At 60.6% G+C, this 14,389-nt stretch carries 17 protein-coding genes; 4 read left to right on the top strand and 13 right to left on the bottom strand.

All coding sequences use genetic code 11. The annotated features are described in order from the left end of the window. The first annotated feature begins 71 nt into the window (after positions 1-71). Positions 72-305 (top strand): hypothetical protein, encoded by a 234-nt coding sequence (locus TU75_RS04835; RefSeq protein WP_004372043.1) that lies wholly within the window; start codon positions 72-74, stop codon positions 303-305. Positions 306-1,034: 729 nt separating this feature from the next. Further along, positions 1,035-2,534 carry a malate dehydrogenase (quinone) gene (gene mqo / locus TU75_RS04830; protein ID WP_060548331.1) on the top strand — a complete coding sequence of 500 codons (1,500 nt, stop codon included), beginning with the start codon at positions 1,035-1,037 and terminating at the stop codon, positions 2,532-2,534. 52 nt (positions 2,535-2,586) lie between these two features. Here mqo and TU75_RS04825 read toward each other — a convergent pair whose 3' ends face one another. From TU75_RS04825 to TU75_RS04815, 3 genes are all read right to left on the bottom strand, one after another. Then, complete coding sequence (locus TU75_RS04825; RefSeq protein WP_004372049.1) at positions 2,587-2,874, bottom strand: PA4642 family protein; 288 nt, start codon at positions 2,872-2,874, stop codon at positions 2,587-2,589. A 65-nt stretch (positions 2,875-2,939) separates the two neighbouring features. Further along, positions 2,940-3,407 carry a WbuC family cupin fold metalloprotein gene (locus tag TU75_RS04820; protein WP_004372052.1) on the bottom strand — a complete coding sequence of 156 codons (468 nt, stop codon included), beginning with the start codon at positions 3,405-3,407 and terminating at the stop codon, positions 2,940-2,942. 3 nt (positions 3,408-3,410) lie between these two features. Beyond that, positions 3,411-3,968, bottom strand: coding sequence for a hypoxanthine-guanine phosphoribosyltransferase (locus TU75_RS04815; RefSeq protein ID WP_004372053.1), 558 nt, complete (start codon positions 3,966-3,968; stop codon positions 3,411-3,413). A 164-nt stretch (positions 3,969-4,132) separates the two neighbouring features. Between TU75_RS04815 and upp the strand changes: the two genes are divergently transcribed. Then, positions 4,133-4,771, top strand: a complete 639-nt coding sequence (gene upp, locus TU75_RS04810; protein ID WP_004372055.1) for a uracil phosphoribosyltransferase — start codon at positions 4,133-4,135, stop codon at positions 4,769-4,771. A gap of 2 nt (positions 4,772-4,773) precedes the next feature. Beyond that, complete coding sequence (locus tag TU75_RS04805) at positions 4,774-6,048, top strand: uracil-xanthine permease family protein (RefSeq protein ID WP_004372057.1); 1,275 nt, start codon at positions 4,774-4,776, stop codon at positions 6,046-6,048. 65 nt (positions 6,049-6,113) lie between these two features. Here the strand turns inward: TU75_RS04805 and hisC are convergent, their stop codons facing one another. From hisC to TU75_RS04755, 10 genes are all read right to left on the bottom strand, one after another. After that, complete coding sequence (gene hisC / locus TU75_RS04800) at positions 6,114-7,166, bottom strand: histidinol-phosphate transaminase (protein WP_060548330.1); 1,053 nt, start codon at positions 7,164-7,166, stop codon at positions 6,114-6,116. Between the two features lie 3 nt (positions 7,167-7,169). Then, positions 7,170-8,489 (bottom strand): histidinol dehydrogenase, encoded by a 1,320-nt coding sequence (hisD, locus tag TU75_RS04795; RefSeq protein ID WP_004372061.1) that lies wholly within the window; start codon positions 8,487-8,489, stop codon positions 7,170-7,172. A gap of 128 nt (positions 8,490-8,617) precedes the next feature. Beyond that, positions 8,618-9,253 carry an ATP phosphoribosyltransferase gene (hisG, locus tag TU75_RS04790; protein ID WP_003188599.1) on the bottom strand — a complete coding sequence of 212 codons (636 nt, stop codon included), beginning with the start codon at positions 9,251-9,253 and terminating at the stop codon, positions 8,618-8,620. Positions 9,254-9,535: 282 nt separating this feature from the next. Continuing rightward, positions 9,536-10,801 (bottom strand): UDP-N-acetylglucosamine 1-carboxyvinyltransferase, encoded by a 1,266-nt coding sequence (gene murA / locus TU75_RS04785; protein WP_004372068.1) that lies wholly within the window; start codon positions 10,799-10,801, stop codon positions 9,536-9,538. Positions 10,802-10,824: 23 nt separating this feature from the next. Further along, entirely contained in the window at positions 10,825-11,064 is a 240-nt protein-coding gene (locus TU75_RS04780; protein WP_003188597.1) for a BolA family protein, read from the bottom strand. Positions 11,065-11,178: 114 nt separating this feature from the next. Continuing rightward, positions 11,179-11,484: an STAS domain-containing protein gene (locus tag TU75_RS04775; protein ID WP_004372071.1), complete on the bottom strand. Its 306-nt coding sequence runs from the start codon at positions 11,482-11,484 to the stop codon at positions 11,179-11,181. Beyond that, complete coding sequence (locus TU75_RS04770; protein ID WP_004372074.1) at positions 11,481-12,128, bottom strand: MlaC/ttg2D family ABC transporter substrate-binding protein; 648 nt, start codon at positions 12,126-12,128, stop codon at positions 11,481-11,483. The genes TU75_RS04775 and TU75_RS04770 overlap by 4 nt, the downstream gene beginning before the upstream one ends. A gap of 11 nt (positions 12,129-12,139) precedes the next feature. After that, positions 12,140-12,607 carry an outer membrane lipid asymmetry maintenance protein MlaD gene (mlaD, locus tag TU75_RS04765; protein ID WP_003171814.1) on the bottom strand — a complete coding sequence of 156 codons (468 nt, stop codon included), beginning with the start codon at positions 12,605-12,607 and terminating at the stop codon, positions 12,140-12,142. Continuing rightward, positions 12,607-13,404, bottom strand: coding sequence for a lipid asymmetry maintenance ABC transporter permease subunit MlaE (gene mlaE / locus TU75_RS04760; protein ID WP_004372077.1), 798 nt, complete (start codon positions 13,402-13,404; stop codon positions 12,607-12,609). Before mlaE ends, mlaD begins: the two co-directional genes overlap by 1 nt. After that, positions 13,404-14,213 (bottom strand): ATP-binding cassette domain-containing protein, encoded by an 810-nt coding sequence (locus TU75_RS04755; protein WP_003216128.1) that lies wholly within the window; start codon positions 14,211-14,213, stop codon positions 13,404-13,406. Before TU75_RS04755 ends, mlaE begins: the two co-directional genes overlap by 1 nt. Positions 14,214-14,389: the final 176 nt, after the last annotated feature.

Raw genomic sequence — 14,389 nt, 5'->3', positions numbered from 1 at the left:
GCATAAATTCGTCATTCCAGTGTCATGGCAGACTGGCAACCTTCAAGCATGTAACACAACCGGTACACGCCATGCGCCTGCTCAAATCGTTGTTCATGTCACACACCCGTCATCGCCAGTTCGCGTTGCTCGACGTGAAGGGCCATTGCCTGGCCTTCAAGCAATGCAGCCTGCCACCTGTCGGCGAAGGCTGGGTGGAAGTCACCGAGACGCGTCTGTGCTGGATGCACCGCCCACTGCCCGCAAACGCTCGGGTTCGGCCGCAGGTCACGCACGCACATTCGCGCCAGGCGTTGGCCTCCTGACCACAAACCTAATAAAAGCCATAAAACACGCCCATTTCTGCGGCGTTCTTCGCTACAATCTCCCCCCGATTATAAGGACGTCTCCTGATCGGGCCTCGCAGCATCGTTAATGCCTCGGCATTAACCCAAGAATCGCCCACAGAGAGCCGCCCACACAGATCGAGTGAAGCTGGCGTGCTTGCTGTTTTCCTTGCAAACCACCCCGCCTTTACCGGATCTGCCAGAGCTGCCATTGCGCTCGGCCACTTGAGTTGTTTGCCCGTTTTGCCGCATGTCGGCAAAAGTGTTTCGGGCCAGGTGCCAGGCTGAGGCAGCCCTTTTTTGAGGTTCACGTCTTCAAAAGAGCGTGAAAAAACGGGTTTTCACAACTTCACAAGAGTGTGGCGAGCAAATGAATAGTTTGGCGTTTGTACAAGCACCATCAGCGTCTGGAACAGCCCAACCCCGCAGGACCAACTACGCGTCAACCACCGGAGCTTGAGCCTGTCCGCGACGGATTGATTGCACGAATCGCACGCTTTGACCATAAGTCGAATTGCCACAGGCGCCCATGAATGCGTTCATAGGCAGATCAGCCCGGCAGCAAGCGTGCGCTGGAAGTTGCAAGAAAATTGCGAAACGGACATGGCGATCCTGGCCATGGGTTACCTGGGGCAACACGTGAACCGCCCCGTCACTCCTGGCAGCCATGCCGTCAATTTGGTGCTGCAGATTTTGGAGACGCGTTAAATGGCGCATAACGAAGCAGTCGACGTAGTACTGGTAGGGGCCGGCATCATGAGTGCCACCCTGGCCGTGCTGCTCAAAGAGCTCGACCCCGGCCTCAAGCTGGAAGTCGTTGAGCTGATGGACTCGGGTGCCGCGGAGAGTTCCAACCCGTGGAACAACGCCGGTACCGGCCACGCCGGCCTGTGTGAGTTGAACTACACGCCACAGGCCGCCGATGGCTCCATCGACATCAAGAAAGCCGTGCATATCAACACCCAGTTCGAAGTGTCGAAGCAGTTCTGGGCGTACCTGACCCAAAAGGGCACCTTTGGCTCGGCCAAATCCTTTATCAGCCCGGTGCCGCACCTGAGCTTCGTGCAGGGCGAAAGCGGCGTGGCGTTTCTCAAGAAGCGCTTTGACACCCTCGTCCAGCACCATGCGTTTTCGGACATGCACTACACCGAAGACCGTGGCGAAATGGCCGAGTGGATGCCGCTGATGATGCCCGGTCGTCCGCTTGACGAAAAAATCGCAGCCACCCGCGTGATGAACGGCACCGACGTCAACTTCGGCGCCCTGACCAACCAGTTGCTCGGTCACCTCACCAGCACGCCGGACGCCCAGGTCAAATACTGCAAGCGTGTCACCGGGCTCAAGCGCAACGGTGCCGGCTGGACCGTGAGCATCAAGGACGTCAACAGCGGCGAAAGCCGCGATATCGACGCCAGGTTCGTGTTCCTTGGCGCCGGTGGTGCGGCTCTGCCGCTGCTGCAAGCATCGGGCATCGAGGAAAGCAAAGGCTTCGGCGGTTTCCCGGTGAGCGGCCAGTGGCTGCGTTGCGACAACCCGGACGTGGTCAAGCATCACCAGGCCAAGGTCTACAGCCAGGCAGCGGTGGGCTCGCCACCGATGTCTGTGCCGCACCTGGATACCCGCGTGGTGGATGGCAAGAAGTCCCTGCTGTTCGGCCCATACGCCGGCTTTACCACCAAGTTCCTCAAGTACGGTTCATTCCTCGACCTGCCGATGTCGATTCGCGCCGGCAACATCGGCCCAATGCTGGCCGTGGCGCGCGACAACATGGACCTGACCAAATACCTGGTCAGCGAAGTGCGCCAGTCCATGGAACAGCGTCTGGAATCCCTGCGCCGCTTCTATCCAGAAGCCAACGCTGCAGACTGGCGCCTGGAAGTGGCCGGCCAACGGGTGCAGATCATCAAGAAAGACCCGAAGAAAGGCGGCGTGCTGCAGTTTGGCACCGAGCTGGTCTCAGCTAAAGACGGTTCGCTGGCGGCATTGTTGGGCGCGTCTCCAGGGGCGTCGGTGACGGTTTCGATCATGCTGGAACTGATCGAGCGTTGCTTCCCGGAAAAAGCTGCCGGCGAATGGGCGGCCAAGCTGCACGAGATCTTCCCGGCGCGGGAAAAAGTGCTGGAGACCGATGCGCAGCTTTATCGCAGGATCAACACGCACAACAACATCAGCCTGGAGCTGGTTGACGAGGCTGAAAGCTACGCTTGAGGTCCGAGCAATAAAAAACGCCCTTCGGGGCGTTTTTTTATGGCCTGAATAATCAGCCGCGGGCTTTTTCAATCAGTTCGATGTACTCAGACGCGTGGCGCTGGTCCTTGATCAGGTCGACAAAAGTCTGGCCCTGCTCGTCCTTGCCATCCAGGTCCAGGCCGGCCTCTTTGAAAAAACCGAGGAAGCGCTCGAAGTCATCGATACGCAAGCCACGGTAGGCCTTGATCAACTTGTGCAGGGACGGTGAGGTCGCGTCAACCGGTTCGAAATCCAGGAACAACTTGATCTGGTCGTCGCCGATCTCGTCACCAATCACCTGTTTCTTATCTTTACGCATTACCGACTCCAGCCTGCAGACATTTTCACGGGGATTGAAGTCTACCTGTGCAAGCGGTGAAGAGCCTAGTCGAACTGGGCCAGCATCCACTCTTGATAAGCCGCCACCTCGGCATCGCCTTCACGCGGCGCCCAACTAGCCAGTTCGCCCTCGCCCACCGGACGATAAGGGCCAGCCTTGCACTCGAACATCACCGTGTCGGGCTCCAGCACTACCAGCCCGTGGAATACCCCAGGCGGCAAGTCGACACCCGCGCACTCGCCACCGGCCTGCATGACCCGCCTGGCGATCACGTCACCGCTGTCGTTGAAGATCAGCAAACCCAGACTACCCTTGAGCACCAGCAAGGTTTCTGCCTTGTCTGCGCTCAAATGCCGATGAGGCGGCACATAGGTGCTGGGCTGCAGGCCGACGGCCATGCGGTGGCACGGATCCTCCATCTGATGAAAGTTATGGTGGTGCCTGCCACGAGGGCTGGCCTGTGCTTTCTCGGCCAATTCGGTAAACAGAGTCTGATCAAGAAAGCGGGTCATGACTTACATCCCTTTGACGGCGTAGATGCCATTAGCGTTGCGCCAGTAACCTTTGTAATCCATGCCGTAACCGAAGATGTAGCGGTCGATGCAAGGCAGGCCGACATAATCGGCTTTCAGGTCCGGGCGCGCCTTGCGGTCGTGATCTTTGTCGATCAACACGGCGGTGTGCACTTTACGCGCACCGGCGTGTTTGCAGAAGTCGATGATTGCGCCCAGGGTGTGACCTTCATCAAGGATGTCGTCGATGATCAGCACGTCGCGGTCGATGAACGAAACTTCCGGTTTGGCCTTCCAGAACAGGTCGCCGCCGCTGGTTTCATTGCGATAGCGGGTGGCGTGCAGGTAGGACGCTTCGAGCGGGAACTGCAAATGGGTGAGCAGCTTGCCGGCGAAGATCAGGCCACCGTTCATCACGCAGAACACCACCGGGTTGCTGTCGGCCAGTTCGCGGCTGATGTGCGCACCAACCTTGGCGATCGCCTCTTCGACTTGCGCTTCGCTGTACAGGCAGTCAGCCTCGCGCATGATTTGACGGATATGCTCGAGATCAGCGGACATGGCGCTCTCCAAGGGGTGCTGTGGCAAGAAAAGCGGGCAAAGGTACGCATGTGAGCGGCAACGTTCAAGCCTTTATGGACTAACGTACTTGATTGTCTATAGGACATCACCCTCGGATAGATTAATCTAGGCCGGTTTTTTTGCCCGCCGCCGGAGCCTTTCCCATGCCCACTCGCGAGATCCGCCACCCGCTGATCCAGCACAAGCTCGGCCTTATGCGCCGCGCTGACATCAGCACGAAGAACTTCCGTGAGCTTGCTCAGGAAGTCGGAGCGTTGCTCACTTACGAAGCCACCAAGGATTTACCCCTGGAAACCTACGAGATCCCCGGTTGGGCCGGTCCCGTCCAGGTGGAGAAAATCGCCGGTAAAAAGATCACCGTGGTGCCGATCCTGCGCGCCGGTATCGGCATGCTCGAAGGCGTGCTCAGCCTAATCCCGGGCGCCAAAGTCAGCGCCGTGGGCGTGGCCCGCAATGAAGAAACCCTGCAGGCCCATACCTACCTGGAAAAACTCGTTCCGGAAATCGACGAGCGCCTGGCGATGATCATCGACCCGATGCTCGCCACCGGCAGTTCCATGGTCGCCACCATCGACCTGCTGAAAAAGGCCGGCTGCAAAGACATTCGCGCCATGGTGCTGGTCGCCGCGCCCGAAGGCATCGCCGCCGTCGAGAAAGCGCACCCGGATGTGCAGATCTACACGGCCTCCATCGACGAGCGCCTCAACGAACACGGCTACATCATCCCGGGCCTGGGCGATGCCGGGGACAAAATCTTCGGCACCAAGCAGAAGGACGCGTGACCATGCAGGATGAATTCAACGACCCGCTTTGGCGCCAGATCCTGTCTGGCGCACAGATGCTCTTCGTGGCATTTGGCGCGCTGGTGTTGATGCCGCTGATCACCGGCCTTGATCCAAACGTCGCACTGTTCACCGCTGGCCTGGGCACGCTGTTGTTCCAGGTGGTGACCGGGCGACAGGTGCCGGTGTTCCTGGCATCGAGCTTTGCGTTCATCACGCCGATCATTCTCGCCAAGGGCCAGTTCGGCCTCGCGGCGACCATGGGCGGGGTGATGGCGGCCGGTTTCGTGTACACCTTCCTCGGCCTGGCCGTGAAGATCAAAGGCACCGGTTTTATCGACCGCCTGCTGCCGCCGGTGGTGATTGGCCCGGTGATCATCTCCATCGGCCTGGCCATGGCGCCGATTGCAGCGAACATGGCGATGGGCAAGTCCGGTGACGGTGCCGAGCTGATTCATTATCAGACGGCAATGATGATCTCGATGCCGGCGCTGCTGACCACGTTGATCGTGGCGGTGTTCGGCAAGGGCATTTTCCGCCTGGTGCCGATCATTTCCGGCGTACTCGTGGGCTTTGCCATGGCGTTCTATTTCGGCGTGGTCGACACGGCCAAAATCGCCGCCGCGCCCTGGTTCGCCCTGCCCCACTTCACCGCGCCGGAGTTCAACTGGCAGGCAATCCTGTTCATCGTCCCGGTGGCCCTGGCCCCGGCGATCGAACACATCGGCGGTGTGATTGCGGTGGGCAGCGTGACCGGTCGCGACTACCTGAAGAAGCCCGGCCTGCATCGCACCCTGCTGGGTGACGGCATCGCCACCACGGCCGCCGGCCTGTTCGGCGGCCCGCCGAACACCACCTACGCCGAAGTGACCGGCGCGGTGATGCTGACCAAGAACTACAACCCGAAGATCATGACCTGGGCGGCGGTATTCGCCATCAGCCTGGCGTTTATCGGCAAGTTCGGCGCCCTACTGCAGAGCATTCCGGTGCCGGTGATGGGCGGGATCCTGTGCCTGCTGTTCGGCTCGATTGCCGCGGTGGGCATGAACACATTGATCCGTCACAGGATCGACCTGGGCGAGGCGCGCAATCTGGTGATTGTGTCGGTGACCCTGGTGTTCGGAATTGGCGGCGTGCTGGTCGGCACCGGCACCGGCCCGGACGACTTCGGCCTCAAGGGCATCGCCCTGTGTGCCGTGGTGGCAATTGGTTTGAACCTGCTGCTGCCGGGCAATGATGGCTGGAAGCACAAGAAGCCGGATGAGCCGCTGCTGTAACTGACTAAACGCAAATCAGTGTGGGAGCTGGCAAGCCAGCTCCCACATTTGATTTTCAGCGTCTGTCAGAGTTCGCCGAGCCCATCGATCAGCGCCTGGTTCTGCTCAGGCGTGCCAATGCTGATCCGCAGGAACTGGGCAATCCGCGCCTGCTTGAAGTGCCGCACGATCACCCCTTGCTCACGCAGCTTCGCAGCCAGACCAGCCGCATCATGCCGGGGGTGACGGGCGAAGATGAAGTTGGCCGCCGACGGCAACACTTCAAAGCCCTTCCCTTCCAATTGCGCCACCAGCGTCTCACGGCTGTCGATCACCAACTGGCAGGTCTTGTCGAAATACTCACGGTCCTTGAACGCCGCCGCCGCGCCGGCAATCGCCAGGCGATCGAGCGGGTAGGAGTTGAAGCTGTTCTTGACCCGCTCCAGCGCCTCGATCAAATCCGGATGGCCCACGGCAAGGCCCACGCGCAAACCGGCCAGTGAGCGCGACTTGGACAGGGTCTGTGTCACCAGCAGGTTCGCGTAGCGATCTACCAGGCTGATGGCGGTGTCGCCGCCGAAATCGATATAGGCTTCATCGACCACCACCACCGAGTCGGGGCTGGCCTTGAGGATCTGTTCCACGGCGTCCAGGGCCAGCACGCAGCCGGTCGGGGCGTTCGGGTTGGGGAAGATGATCCCGCCGTTGGGCCTGGCGTAATCCGCCGCGCGAATCTGGAACTGTTCGTCCAGCGGCACCGGGGCCGACTGGATGCCATAGAGGCCGCAGTACACCGGATAAAAGCTGTAGCTGATATCCGGGAACAGCAGCGGCATGTGGTGTTGGAACAGACCGTGGAAGATATGCGCCAGCACCTCGTCGGAGCCGTTGCCGAGGAACACCTTGCCGGCATCGATCTGGTAATAGTCGGCCACGGCCTGCTTGAGCAGGTCGCTGTTGGGGTCCGGGTACAGGCGCAGATTGTCGTTCAACTCGGCCTGCATCGCCGCCAGCGCCTTGGGCGATGGACCGTAGGGGTTTTCATTGGTGTTGAGCTTGACCAGTTTGGTCAGCTTGGGCTGTTCGCCGGGCACGTAAGGCACCAGGTCCTTGACGAAGGGGCTCCAGAATTTGCTCATGGGTTATTTCCCCTCTTCAAGGATGCGGTATTCGGCGCTGCGCGCGTGGGCGCTCAGGGATTCGCCACGGGCCAGTACCGACGCGGTCTTGCCCAGTTCGGAGGCGCCTTGTGGCGAGCAGAAGATGATCGACGAGCGCTTCTGGAAGTCATACACCCCCAGCGGCGACGAGAAACGCGCCGTGCCGGAGGTGGGCAGCACGTGGTTGGGACCTGCGCAGTAGTCGCCCAGCGCCTCGCTGGTGTGGCGACCCATGAAGATCGCACCGGCATGACGAATCGACGGCAGCCAGGCTTGCGGATCGGCCACGGACAGCTCCAGGTGCTCCGGCGCGATGCGGTTGGCCACTTCGATGGCTTGCTCCATGTCGCGCACCAGGATCAACGCGCCACGGCCATTGATCGACTTCTCGATGATCTCGGCGCGCTCCATGGTCGGCAGCAGCTTGGCGATGCTGGCGGCGACCTTGTCGAGGAACTCTGCGTCCGGGCAGACCAGGATCGCCTGGGCGTCCTCGTCGTGCTCGGCCTGGGAGAACAGGTCCATGGCAATCCAGTCCGGATCGGTCTGGCCATCGCATACCACCAGGATTTCCGAGGGGCCGGCGATCATGTCGATACCGACCTGACCGAACACATGGCGCTTGGCGGTGGCCACATAGATGTTGCCGGGGCCGACCACCTTGTCGACCTTCGGCACGCTCTCGGTGCCATAGGCCAGGGCCGCAACCGCCTGGGCGCCGCCAATGGTGAACACGCGGTCGACGCCAGCGATGCAGGCCGCTGCCAGCACCAGCTCGTTGATTTCGCCACGCGGGGTCGGCACCACCATGACCACTTCGGTCACGCCCGCCACTTTGGCCGGAATCGCATTCATCAATACCGAAGACGGGTACGACGCCTTACCGCCCGGCACGTACAGGCCGGCACGGTCCAGTGGCGTGACCTTCTGGCCGAGCACGGTGCCGTCGGCCTCGGTGTAGCTCCAGGAATCCTGCTTCTGCTTTTCGTGGTAGCTGCGCACCCGCGCCGCCGCCACTTCCAGGGCTTCGCGCTGCGGGCCGGTGATGCGTGTCAACGCAAGCTCCAGGCGCTCGCGGGGCAGGATCAGGTCGGCCATGGACTTGACGTCCAGGCCATCGAACTGGCGGGTGAAGTCCACCAGTGCCGCGTCACCGCGCTCGCGCACGGCCTTGATGATGTCCAGCACTCGCCCGTTGACCGAGTCGTCGGACACGCTTTCCCAGCTCAGCAGATGATCCAGATGATGGGCGAAATCCGGGTCGGCAGCGTTGAGTCGGGCAATTGCAGTGGACGTGGTCATAGCGAGGGCCTCAATAGAATTGGCAAAAACTCAGGCGCCCTAAACTAGCAGTCGTTTCCGCTTGGGCACCTGAGAATTCTGGCTATGAGGCGGATAGACGGGCGCAGCCGTTGGGCTACGCGGGTGAGTCAACCGCGGTGTCGCGACTCCACTGCCTTGCGCAGGGTATCGATCAACGCCTGGATACGAGCATGCTGCATCTTCATGGAGGCTTTGTTGACGATCAGCCGGGAGCTGATGTCGGCAATGAAATCCTGGGGTTCAAGCCCGTTGGCACGCAGGGTGTTGCCGGTGTCGACCACGTCGATGATCTTGTCGGCCAAGCCGATCAGCGGCGCCAGCTCCATGGAGCCGTAGAGCTTGATGATATCGACCTGGCGGCCTTGTTCGGCGTAGTAGCGCTTGGCAACGTTGACGAACTTGGTGGCGACCCGCAGACGGCCTTTCGGCTCGACATCACCAACACGGCCGGCGGTCATCAGCTTGCACAGGGCAATGCGCAGGTCCAGCGGCTCATACAGGCCCTGGCCACCGTACTCCATCAGCACGTCCTTGCCGGCAACGCCAAGGTCGGCCGCGCCATGCTCGACGTAGGTCGGCACGTCGGTTGCCCGCACGATCAACAGGCGCACGTCGTCCTGGGTCGTGGGGATGATCAGCTTGCGGCTCTTGTCCGGATTCTCGGTCGGCACGATGCCCGCTTCAGCCAGCAGCGGCAACGTGTCGTCAAGGATGCGGCCCTTGGACAGTGCGATGGTCAACATGGAAACGTCAGTCCTTCATCAGGCGATTGCGGTCTGGTCGCAAAGGGCGCCAGACACAGATCGAGGCCATGACAGCCCCGATTTGAAACAAATTCAGCACACCGGCCACATAACGGCAAGCACCTGCCTGTGGCGAGCGAGGTTGCACCGCGCTGGGTTGCGTAGCGACCCAAAAACGGGACTGCTGCGCAGTCCAACGCGGGGCAAGCCCGCTCGCCACACAAGCCCGCCAGCCACATAAAACCTGCTCGCCGGAGCAGTGACGGTGTTAATGCGCCAGGGCTAGCCCGGTACGCGGCGGATTTTCGCGCCGAGCATCTGCAGTTTTTCTTCGATGCACTCGTAGCCACGGTCGATGTGGTAGATACGGTCGATCAGGGTGTCGCCGTCAGCGCACAGTGCCGAGATCACCAGGCTGGCCGACGCACGCAGGTCGGTAGCCATCACTGGCGCGCCTTTGAGCTTGTCGATACCGGTGACGATGGCGGTGTTGCCTTCGACCTGGATCTTGGCGCCCATGCGGTGAAGCTCGTACACATGCATGAAGCGGTTTTCGAAGATGGTCTCGATCACCGCGCCGGTGCCTTCGGCAATTGCGTTCAGGGAAATGAACTGCGCCTGCATGTCGGTCGGGAACGCCGGGTACGGAGCGGTACGCACGTTGACGGCCTTTGGCCGCTTGCCGTGCATGTTCAGCTCGATCCAGTCTTCACCGGTGGTGATTTCAGCGCCGGCTTCCTTGAGTTTTTCCAGAACCGCTTCAAGGATGGTCGGATCGGTGTCCTTGACCTTGACGCGGCCACCGGTAACAGCGGCTGCAACCAGATAGGTGCCGGTCTCGATACGGTCCGGCATCACTTTGTAGGTGGCCGAGTGCAGACGCTTCACGCCGTCGATGGTGATGGTGTCGGTGCCGGCGCCACTGATGTTGGCACCCATGGCGATCAGGAAGTTGGCCAGGTCGACCACTTCAGGCTCACGCGCGGCGTTTTGCAGGACGCTGCGGCCGTTGGCCAGGGCAGCGGCCATCATGATGTTTTCGGTGCCGGTCACGCTGACGGTATCGAAGAAGAAGTTGGCGCCACGCAGGCCGCCTTCAGGCGCCTTGGCCTTGATGTAGCCGCCTTCGACGTCGATGACCGCGCCCATGGCTTCAAGGCCACGGATGTGCAGGTCGACCGGACGCGAACCGATGGCGCAACCGCCAGGCAGGGCCACTTCAGCCTCGCCGAAACGGGCAACCATGGGGCCCAGCACCAGGATCGACGCACGCATGGTTTTCACCAGTTCGTACGGAGCGATCAGGGTCTTGATGGTGCGCGGGTCGATTTCGACCGAGAGTTTCTCGTCGATTACCGGCTCAATGCCCATGCGACCGAACAGTTCGATCATGGTGGTGATGTCGTGCAGGTGCGGCAGGTTGGCCACGGTCACCGGGCCATCGCACAGCAGGGTCGCTGCCAGGATCGGCAAGGCAGAGTTTTTCGCACCGGAGATACGGATCTCGCCGTCAAGGCGGGCACCGCCGGTAATAATCAATTTATCCATAAGAATCTCGACGCCTTGGGGGCTCAGGTGCGCTCGGCCCAGGCCGCGCGGCTGAAAAATTTCATAGTGACCGCATGGATGCTGCCATCGGTGATCCATGGGTTCAAATGGGCATAGATCTGCTGCTGACGCTTGACCGGGCTGAGTGCCGCCAGTTCATCGCTAATCACGTTCAGCTGGAAATTGCAGCCTTCGCCTTCAACCTCTACGGTCGTTTCCGGCAGCTTTCCTTCGAGAAAGCTCTTAACTTCTAGGGCCTGCATGTTCAACCTCTATCGGCGCCCAGTGCGCACGGGTCGCACATCATACAAAAAAGCCCCGCGCCTGCGAACCCCGCATAGCAGGACTCTGACGGGGGGCTTCTGTAATAACGTGTATTAAGGATGCGCCAACAGCTCGGTCAGACCGGAAACTTCGGCGATCTCGCGCATGTCCTCAGGCAACGCACGAATGCTGAATGGCTTGTTGGCCGCTTCGGCATCACGCATGAAGCACAGTAGCAAGGACAGGCCCACGCTGCTCGACTTGGTCACCGCCGAGCAATCAAGCACCACTGCAGGTGCGTCGCTGGCCTTGATCAGCGCCTGGCCCTGCTTGCGCAGGTCAGGCCCGGTGCGGTAATCCAGCACACCACTGAGGAACAGCTCGCCGGCAGCGCCGATACGAACAGCCGACTCGGTCATTGCGCAGACTTCCCGGCTTCCTTGTCGGAAGTTTCCTTGGCCTTGGCCACTTCACCGGCCCAGCCATTGATGGTCTTGTCCAGGTCGTTGCCATTGCGCTGCATCGCGTCGGCGAACTGGTCACGGAACAGTTTGCCAATGTTGATGCCATTGATGATCACGTTGCGCAGCTTCCACTCGCCCTTGACCTTCTCCAGCGTGTACTGCACAGGGTAAACCGCGCCGTTGTTGCCCTTGACGCTCATGTTGACGCTGGTGCGGTCACCCGATTCGTCGCCGGCCGGGGCCACGGTGATGCCCTGGTTGTTGTACTCGAGCAAGGCGTTACCGTAGAACTGGAACAGCCCGCGCTTGAAGTTTTCCTGGAAGGTCTGCATCTGCGCCGGGGTGGCCTTGCGCGAATACTTCACCGTCATGATGCTGCGGGAGATGCCTTCGGCATCCACCACGGGGCCCACGATGGTATTGAGCGCGTTGTAAAACTGGCTCGGGTCCTGTTTGTACTTTTCTTTGTTGGCCGTCAGGTCAGCCAACATCTTGTTGGTCGTGTCCTGCACCAGGTCGTGGGCAGAACCTGCCGCGTTTGCCATCAGCGGCAACGCTGCAAGCAGTACCAGCAGGCCACGTCGCAAGGTAGAGATCATGAACAGATTCCTCATTTGGCGTCTTTATTGACCGTGTTGAGCAGGAACTTACCGATCAGGTCTTCAAGCACCAGCGACGACTGCGTGTCGTGGATGGTCGAACCATCCTTGAGCAGGGCTGTTTCCCCACCCACGCTGACACCGATGTACTTTTCGCCCAGCAAACCCGCAGTAAGGATAGATGCCGTGGAGTCAGTCGGCAGGTTATCCACCTTCTTGTCCAGTTGCATCGTCACTCGCCCGGTGAAGCTGTCGCGGTCCAGATCGATTGCCGTGACCTTGCCGATGGTGACACCGGCCATGGTCACTTTAGCTCTGACCGTCAAACCGGCGATATTGTCGAAGTATGCGTAAAGTTTATAGGTATCGGCGGTGGGGCTGGCCGAAAGACCGCTGACCCGCAGGGCCAGCAACAGTAAAGCCAGGATGCCAGCCAGCAAGAAAAGGCCGACACCGATTTCCACAGTGCGGTTTTGCATCAGAAGTCTCCAAACATCAAGGCGGTCAAAATGAAGTCAAGGCCCAGTACCGCCAGCGAGGCGTACACAACGGTCTTGGTGGTGGCACGGCTGATCCCCTCGGATGTGGGCTCACAGTCATAGCCTTGGAATACGGCAATCCAGGTCACGACAAACGCGAAGACAATGCTCTTTATGATGCCGTTGAGCACGTCACCCGTGAAGGTCACGCTGTTTTGCATGTTGGCCCAGTAGGAACCGTCATAGACGCCCAGCCAGTCCACCGCCACCCACGAACCGCCCCAGATACCCACCACGCTGAAAATCATCGCCAGCAACGGCAGGGAAATGAAGCCGGCCCACAGGCGCGGGGCAACGATGTACTTGAGCGGGTCCACGCCGATCATTTCCAGGCTGGACAACTGCTCGGTGGATTTCATGTTGCCAATTTCGGCGGTCAACGCAGAACCTGCGCGCCCGGCAAACAGCAGCGCGGTAACCACCGGCCCCAGCTCACGCAACAGCGTCAGGGCAACCATCTGGCCCACCGCCTGTTCCGAGCCGTAGCTTGAAAGGATGTTGAACCCTTGCAGCGCCAGCACCATGCCGATGAACACCCCGGACACCACGATGATGACCAGCGACATCACGCCCACGGCGTGCAATTGCTTGATCAGCAGGCCAAAGCCCCCGCCGATGCCACCGCGCCCCAGCAGGGCATGGAACAGGAAAATGGTCGAACGACCCAGCACTTCGATGATATCGATGCCGGACCGACCGAAAAGGCGGACCTTCTCGATGAGAGATGTCTTGCGCATCAACGCTTCCCCAGAAGGTCTGAGCGGTAATCCGCTGCCGGAAAATGAAAGGGCACCGGACCGTCGGGATCACCGGTCATGAATTGACGAATGCGCGGGTTGTCGGCGTTCATCAGCTCTTCGGGCGTGCCCTGCCCCAGCACCTGACCATCGCCGACTACATACAGGTAGTCGGCGATGCTCGCGGTTTCGGCCAGGTCGTGGGACACCACGATACTGGTGATGCCCAGCGCATCGTTAAGCAGACGGATCAGACGCACCAGCACGCCCATGGCGATCGGGTCCTGACCAACGAAAGGCTCGTCGTACATGAGGATCTGCGGATCCAGCGCAATGGCTCGCGCCAGCGCGACACGGCGCTTCATGCCGCCGGACAGTTCGTCGGGCATCAGGTCGATGGCACCGCGAAGGCCGACGGCCTGCAGTTTCAACAACACGATGTCGCGAATCATCTCGTCGGACAGCTGGGTGTGCACCCGCAGCGGGAAGGCCACGTTCTCGAAAACGTCCAGGTCCGTGAACAGCGCGCCGCTCTGGAACAGCACGCCCATGTGCTTGCGCGCGTCGAACAGATCGCTGCGCGACAGCGTCGGCAGGTTCTGGCCGTTGACCCACACTTCGCCCGCGCTGGGCCGCAACTGCATGCCCATCAGACGCAACAGGGTGGTCTTGCCGCAACCGGAAGGCCCCATGATGCCCGTGACCTTGCCGCGGGGAATGCGAATATCGACGTTATTGAAGATGCTGCGCGTCCCGCGCTTGAAGGAAAGGCCCTTCAGCTCGACCGCGTAGGCGTTATCGGCACTCATCTAAACTCCTTGGGATGCGGACTCACACTCAGACACCACGTGAACGACAAACGTTTGCACGCTTGCGCAATATAAATAGCCGCGTGCACTGGGCGGGCCGAACAAGCGGCGAACTATATCACCGCTGGTGCAGAGCCCCCAAGGCCGGAACATCGCTCGTTCAGAATCAGGACAGC

This window comes from Pseudomonas poae (genome assembly GCF_001439785.1).
Lineage (GTDB): Bacteria > Pseudomonadota > Gammaproteobacteria > Pseudomonadales > Pseudomonadaceae > Aquipseudomonas > Aquipseudomonas poae.
Note: the sequence above shows the minus strand (reverse complement) of the source record. Positions and strands in the feature narration are given on the sequence as shown.

What these genes read in the sequence shown, in the direction of transcription:
- mqo (WP_060548331.1), top strand. Translation starts at nt 1,035, where the DNA reads ATGGCGCATAACGAAGCAGTCGACGTAGTACTGGTAGGGGCCGGCATC.
- TU75_RS04815 (WP_004372053.1), bottom strand. Translation starts at nt 3,968, where the DNA reads ATGTCCGCTGATCTCGAGCATATCCGTCAAATCATGCGCGAGGCTGAC.
- TU75_RS04820 (WP_004372052.1), bottom strand. Translation starts at nt 3,407, where the DNA reads ATGACCCGCTTTCTTGATCAGACTCTGTTTACCGAATTGGCCGAGAAA.
- TU75_RS04770 (WP_004372074.1), bottom strand. Translation starts at nt 12,128, where the DNA reads ATGATCTCTACCTTGCGACGTGGCCTGCTGGTACTGCTTGCAGCGTTG.
- TU75_RS04780 (WP_003188597.1), bottom strand. Translation starts at nt 11,064, where the DNA reads ATGCAGGCCCTAGAAGTTAAGAGCTTTCTCGAAGGAAAGCTGCCGGAA.
- TU75_RS04775 (WP_004372071.1), bottom strand. Translation starts at nt 11,484, where the DNA reads ATGACCGAGTCGGCTGTTCGTATCGGCGCTGCCGGCGAGCTGTTCCTC.
- mlaD (WP_003171814.1), bottom strand. Translation starts at nt 12,607, where the DNA reads ATGCAAAACCGCACTGTGGAAATCGGTGTCGGCCTTTTCTTGCTGGCT.
- TU75_RS04805 (WP_004372057.1), top strand. Translation starts at nt 4,774, where the DNA reads ATGCAGGATGAATTCAACGACCCGCTTTGGCGCCAGATCCTGTCTGGC.
- mlaE (WP_004372077.1), bottom strand. Translation starts at nt 13,404, where the DNA reads ATGCGCAAGACATCTCTCATCGAGAAGGTCCGCCTTTTCGGTCGGTCC.
- TU75_RS04825 (WP_004372049.1), bottom strand. Translation starts at nt 2,874, where the DNA reads ATGCGTAAAGATAAGAAACAGGTGATTGGTGACGAGATCGGCGACGAC.
- hisD (WP_004372061.1), bottom strand. Translation starts at nt 8,489, where the DNA reads ATGACCACGTCCACTGCAATTGCCCGACTCAACGCTGCCGACCCGGAT.
- upp (WP_004372055.1), top strand. Translation starts at nt 4,133, where the DNA reads ATGCCCACTCGCGAGATCCGCCACCCGCTGATCCAGCACAAGCTCGGC.
- TU75_RS04755 (WP_003216128.1), bottom strand. Translation starts at nt 14,213, where the DNA reads ATGAGTGCCGATAACGCCTACGCGGTCGAGCTGAAGGGCCTTTCCTTC.
- TU75_RS04835 (WP_004372043.1), top strand. Translation starts at nt 72, where the DNA reads ATGCGCCTGCTCAAATCGTTGTTCATGTCACACACCCGTCATCGCCAG.
- murA (WP_004372068.1), bottom strand. Translation starts at nt 10,801, where the DNA reads ATGGATAAATTGATTATTACCGGCGGTGCCCGCCTTGACGGCGAGATC.
- hisG (WP_003188599.1), bottom strand. Translation starts at nt 9,253, where the DNA reads ATGTTGACCATCGCACTGTCCAAGGGCCGCATCCTTGACGACACGTTG.
- hisC (WP_060548330.1), bottom strand. Translation starts at nt 7,166, where the DNA reads ATGAGCAAATTCTGGAGCCCCTTCGTCAAGGACCTGGTGCCTTACGTG.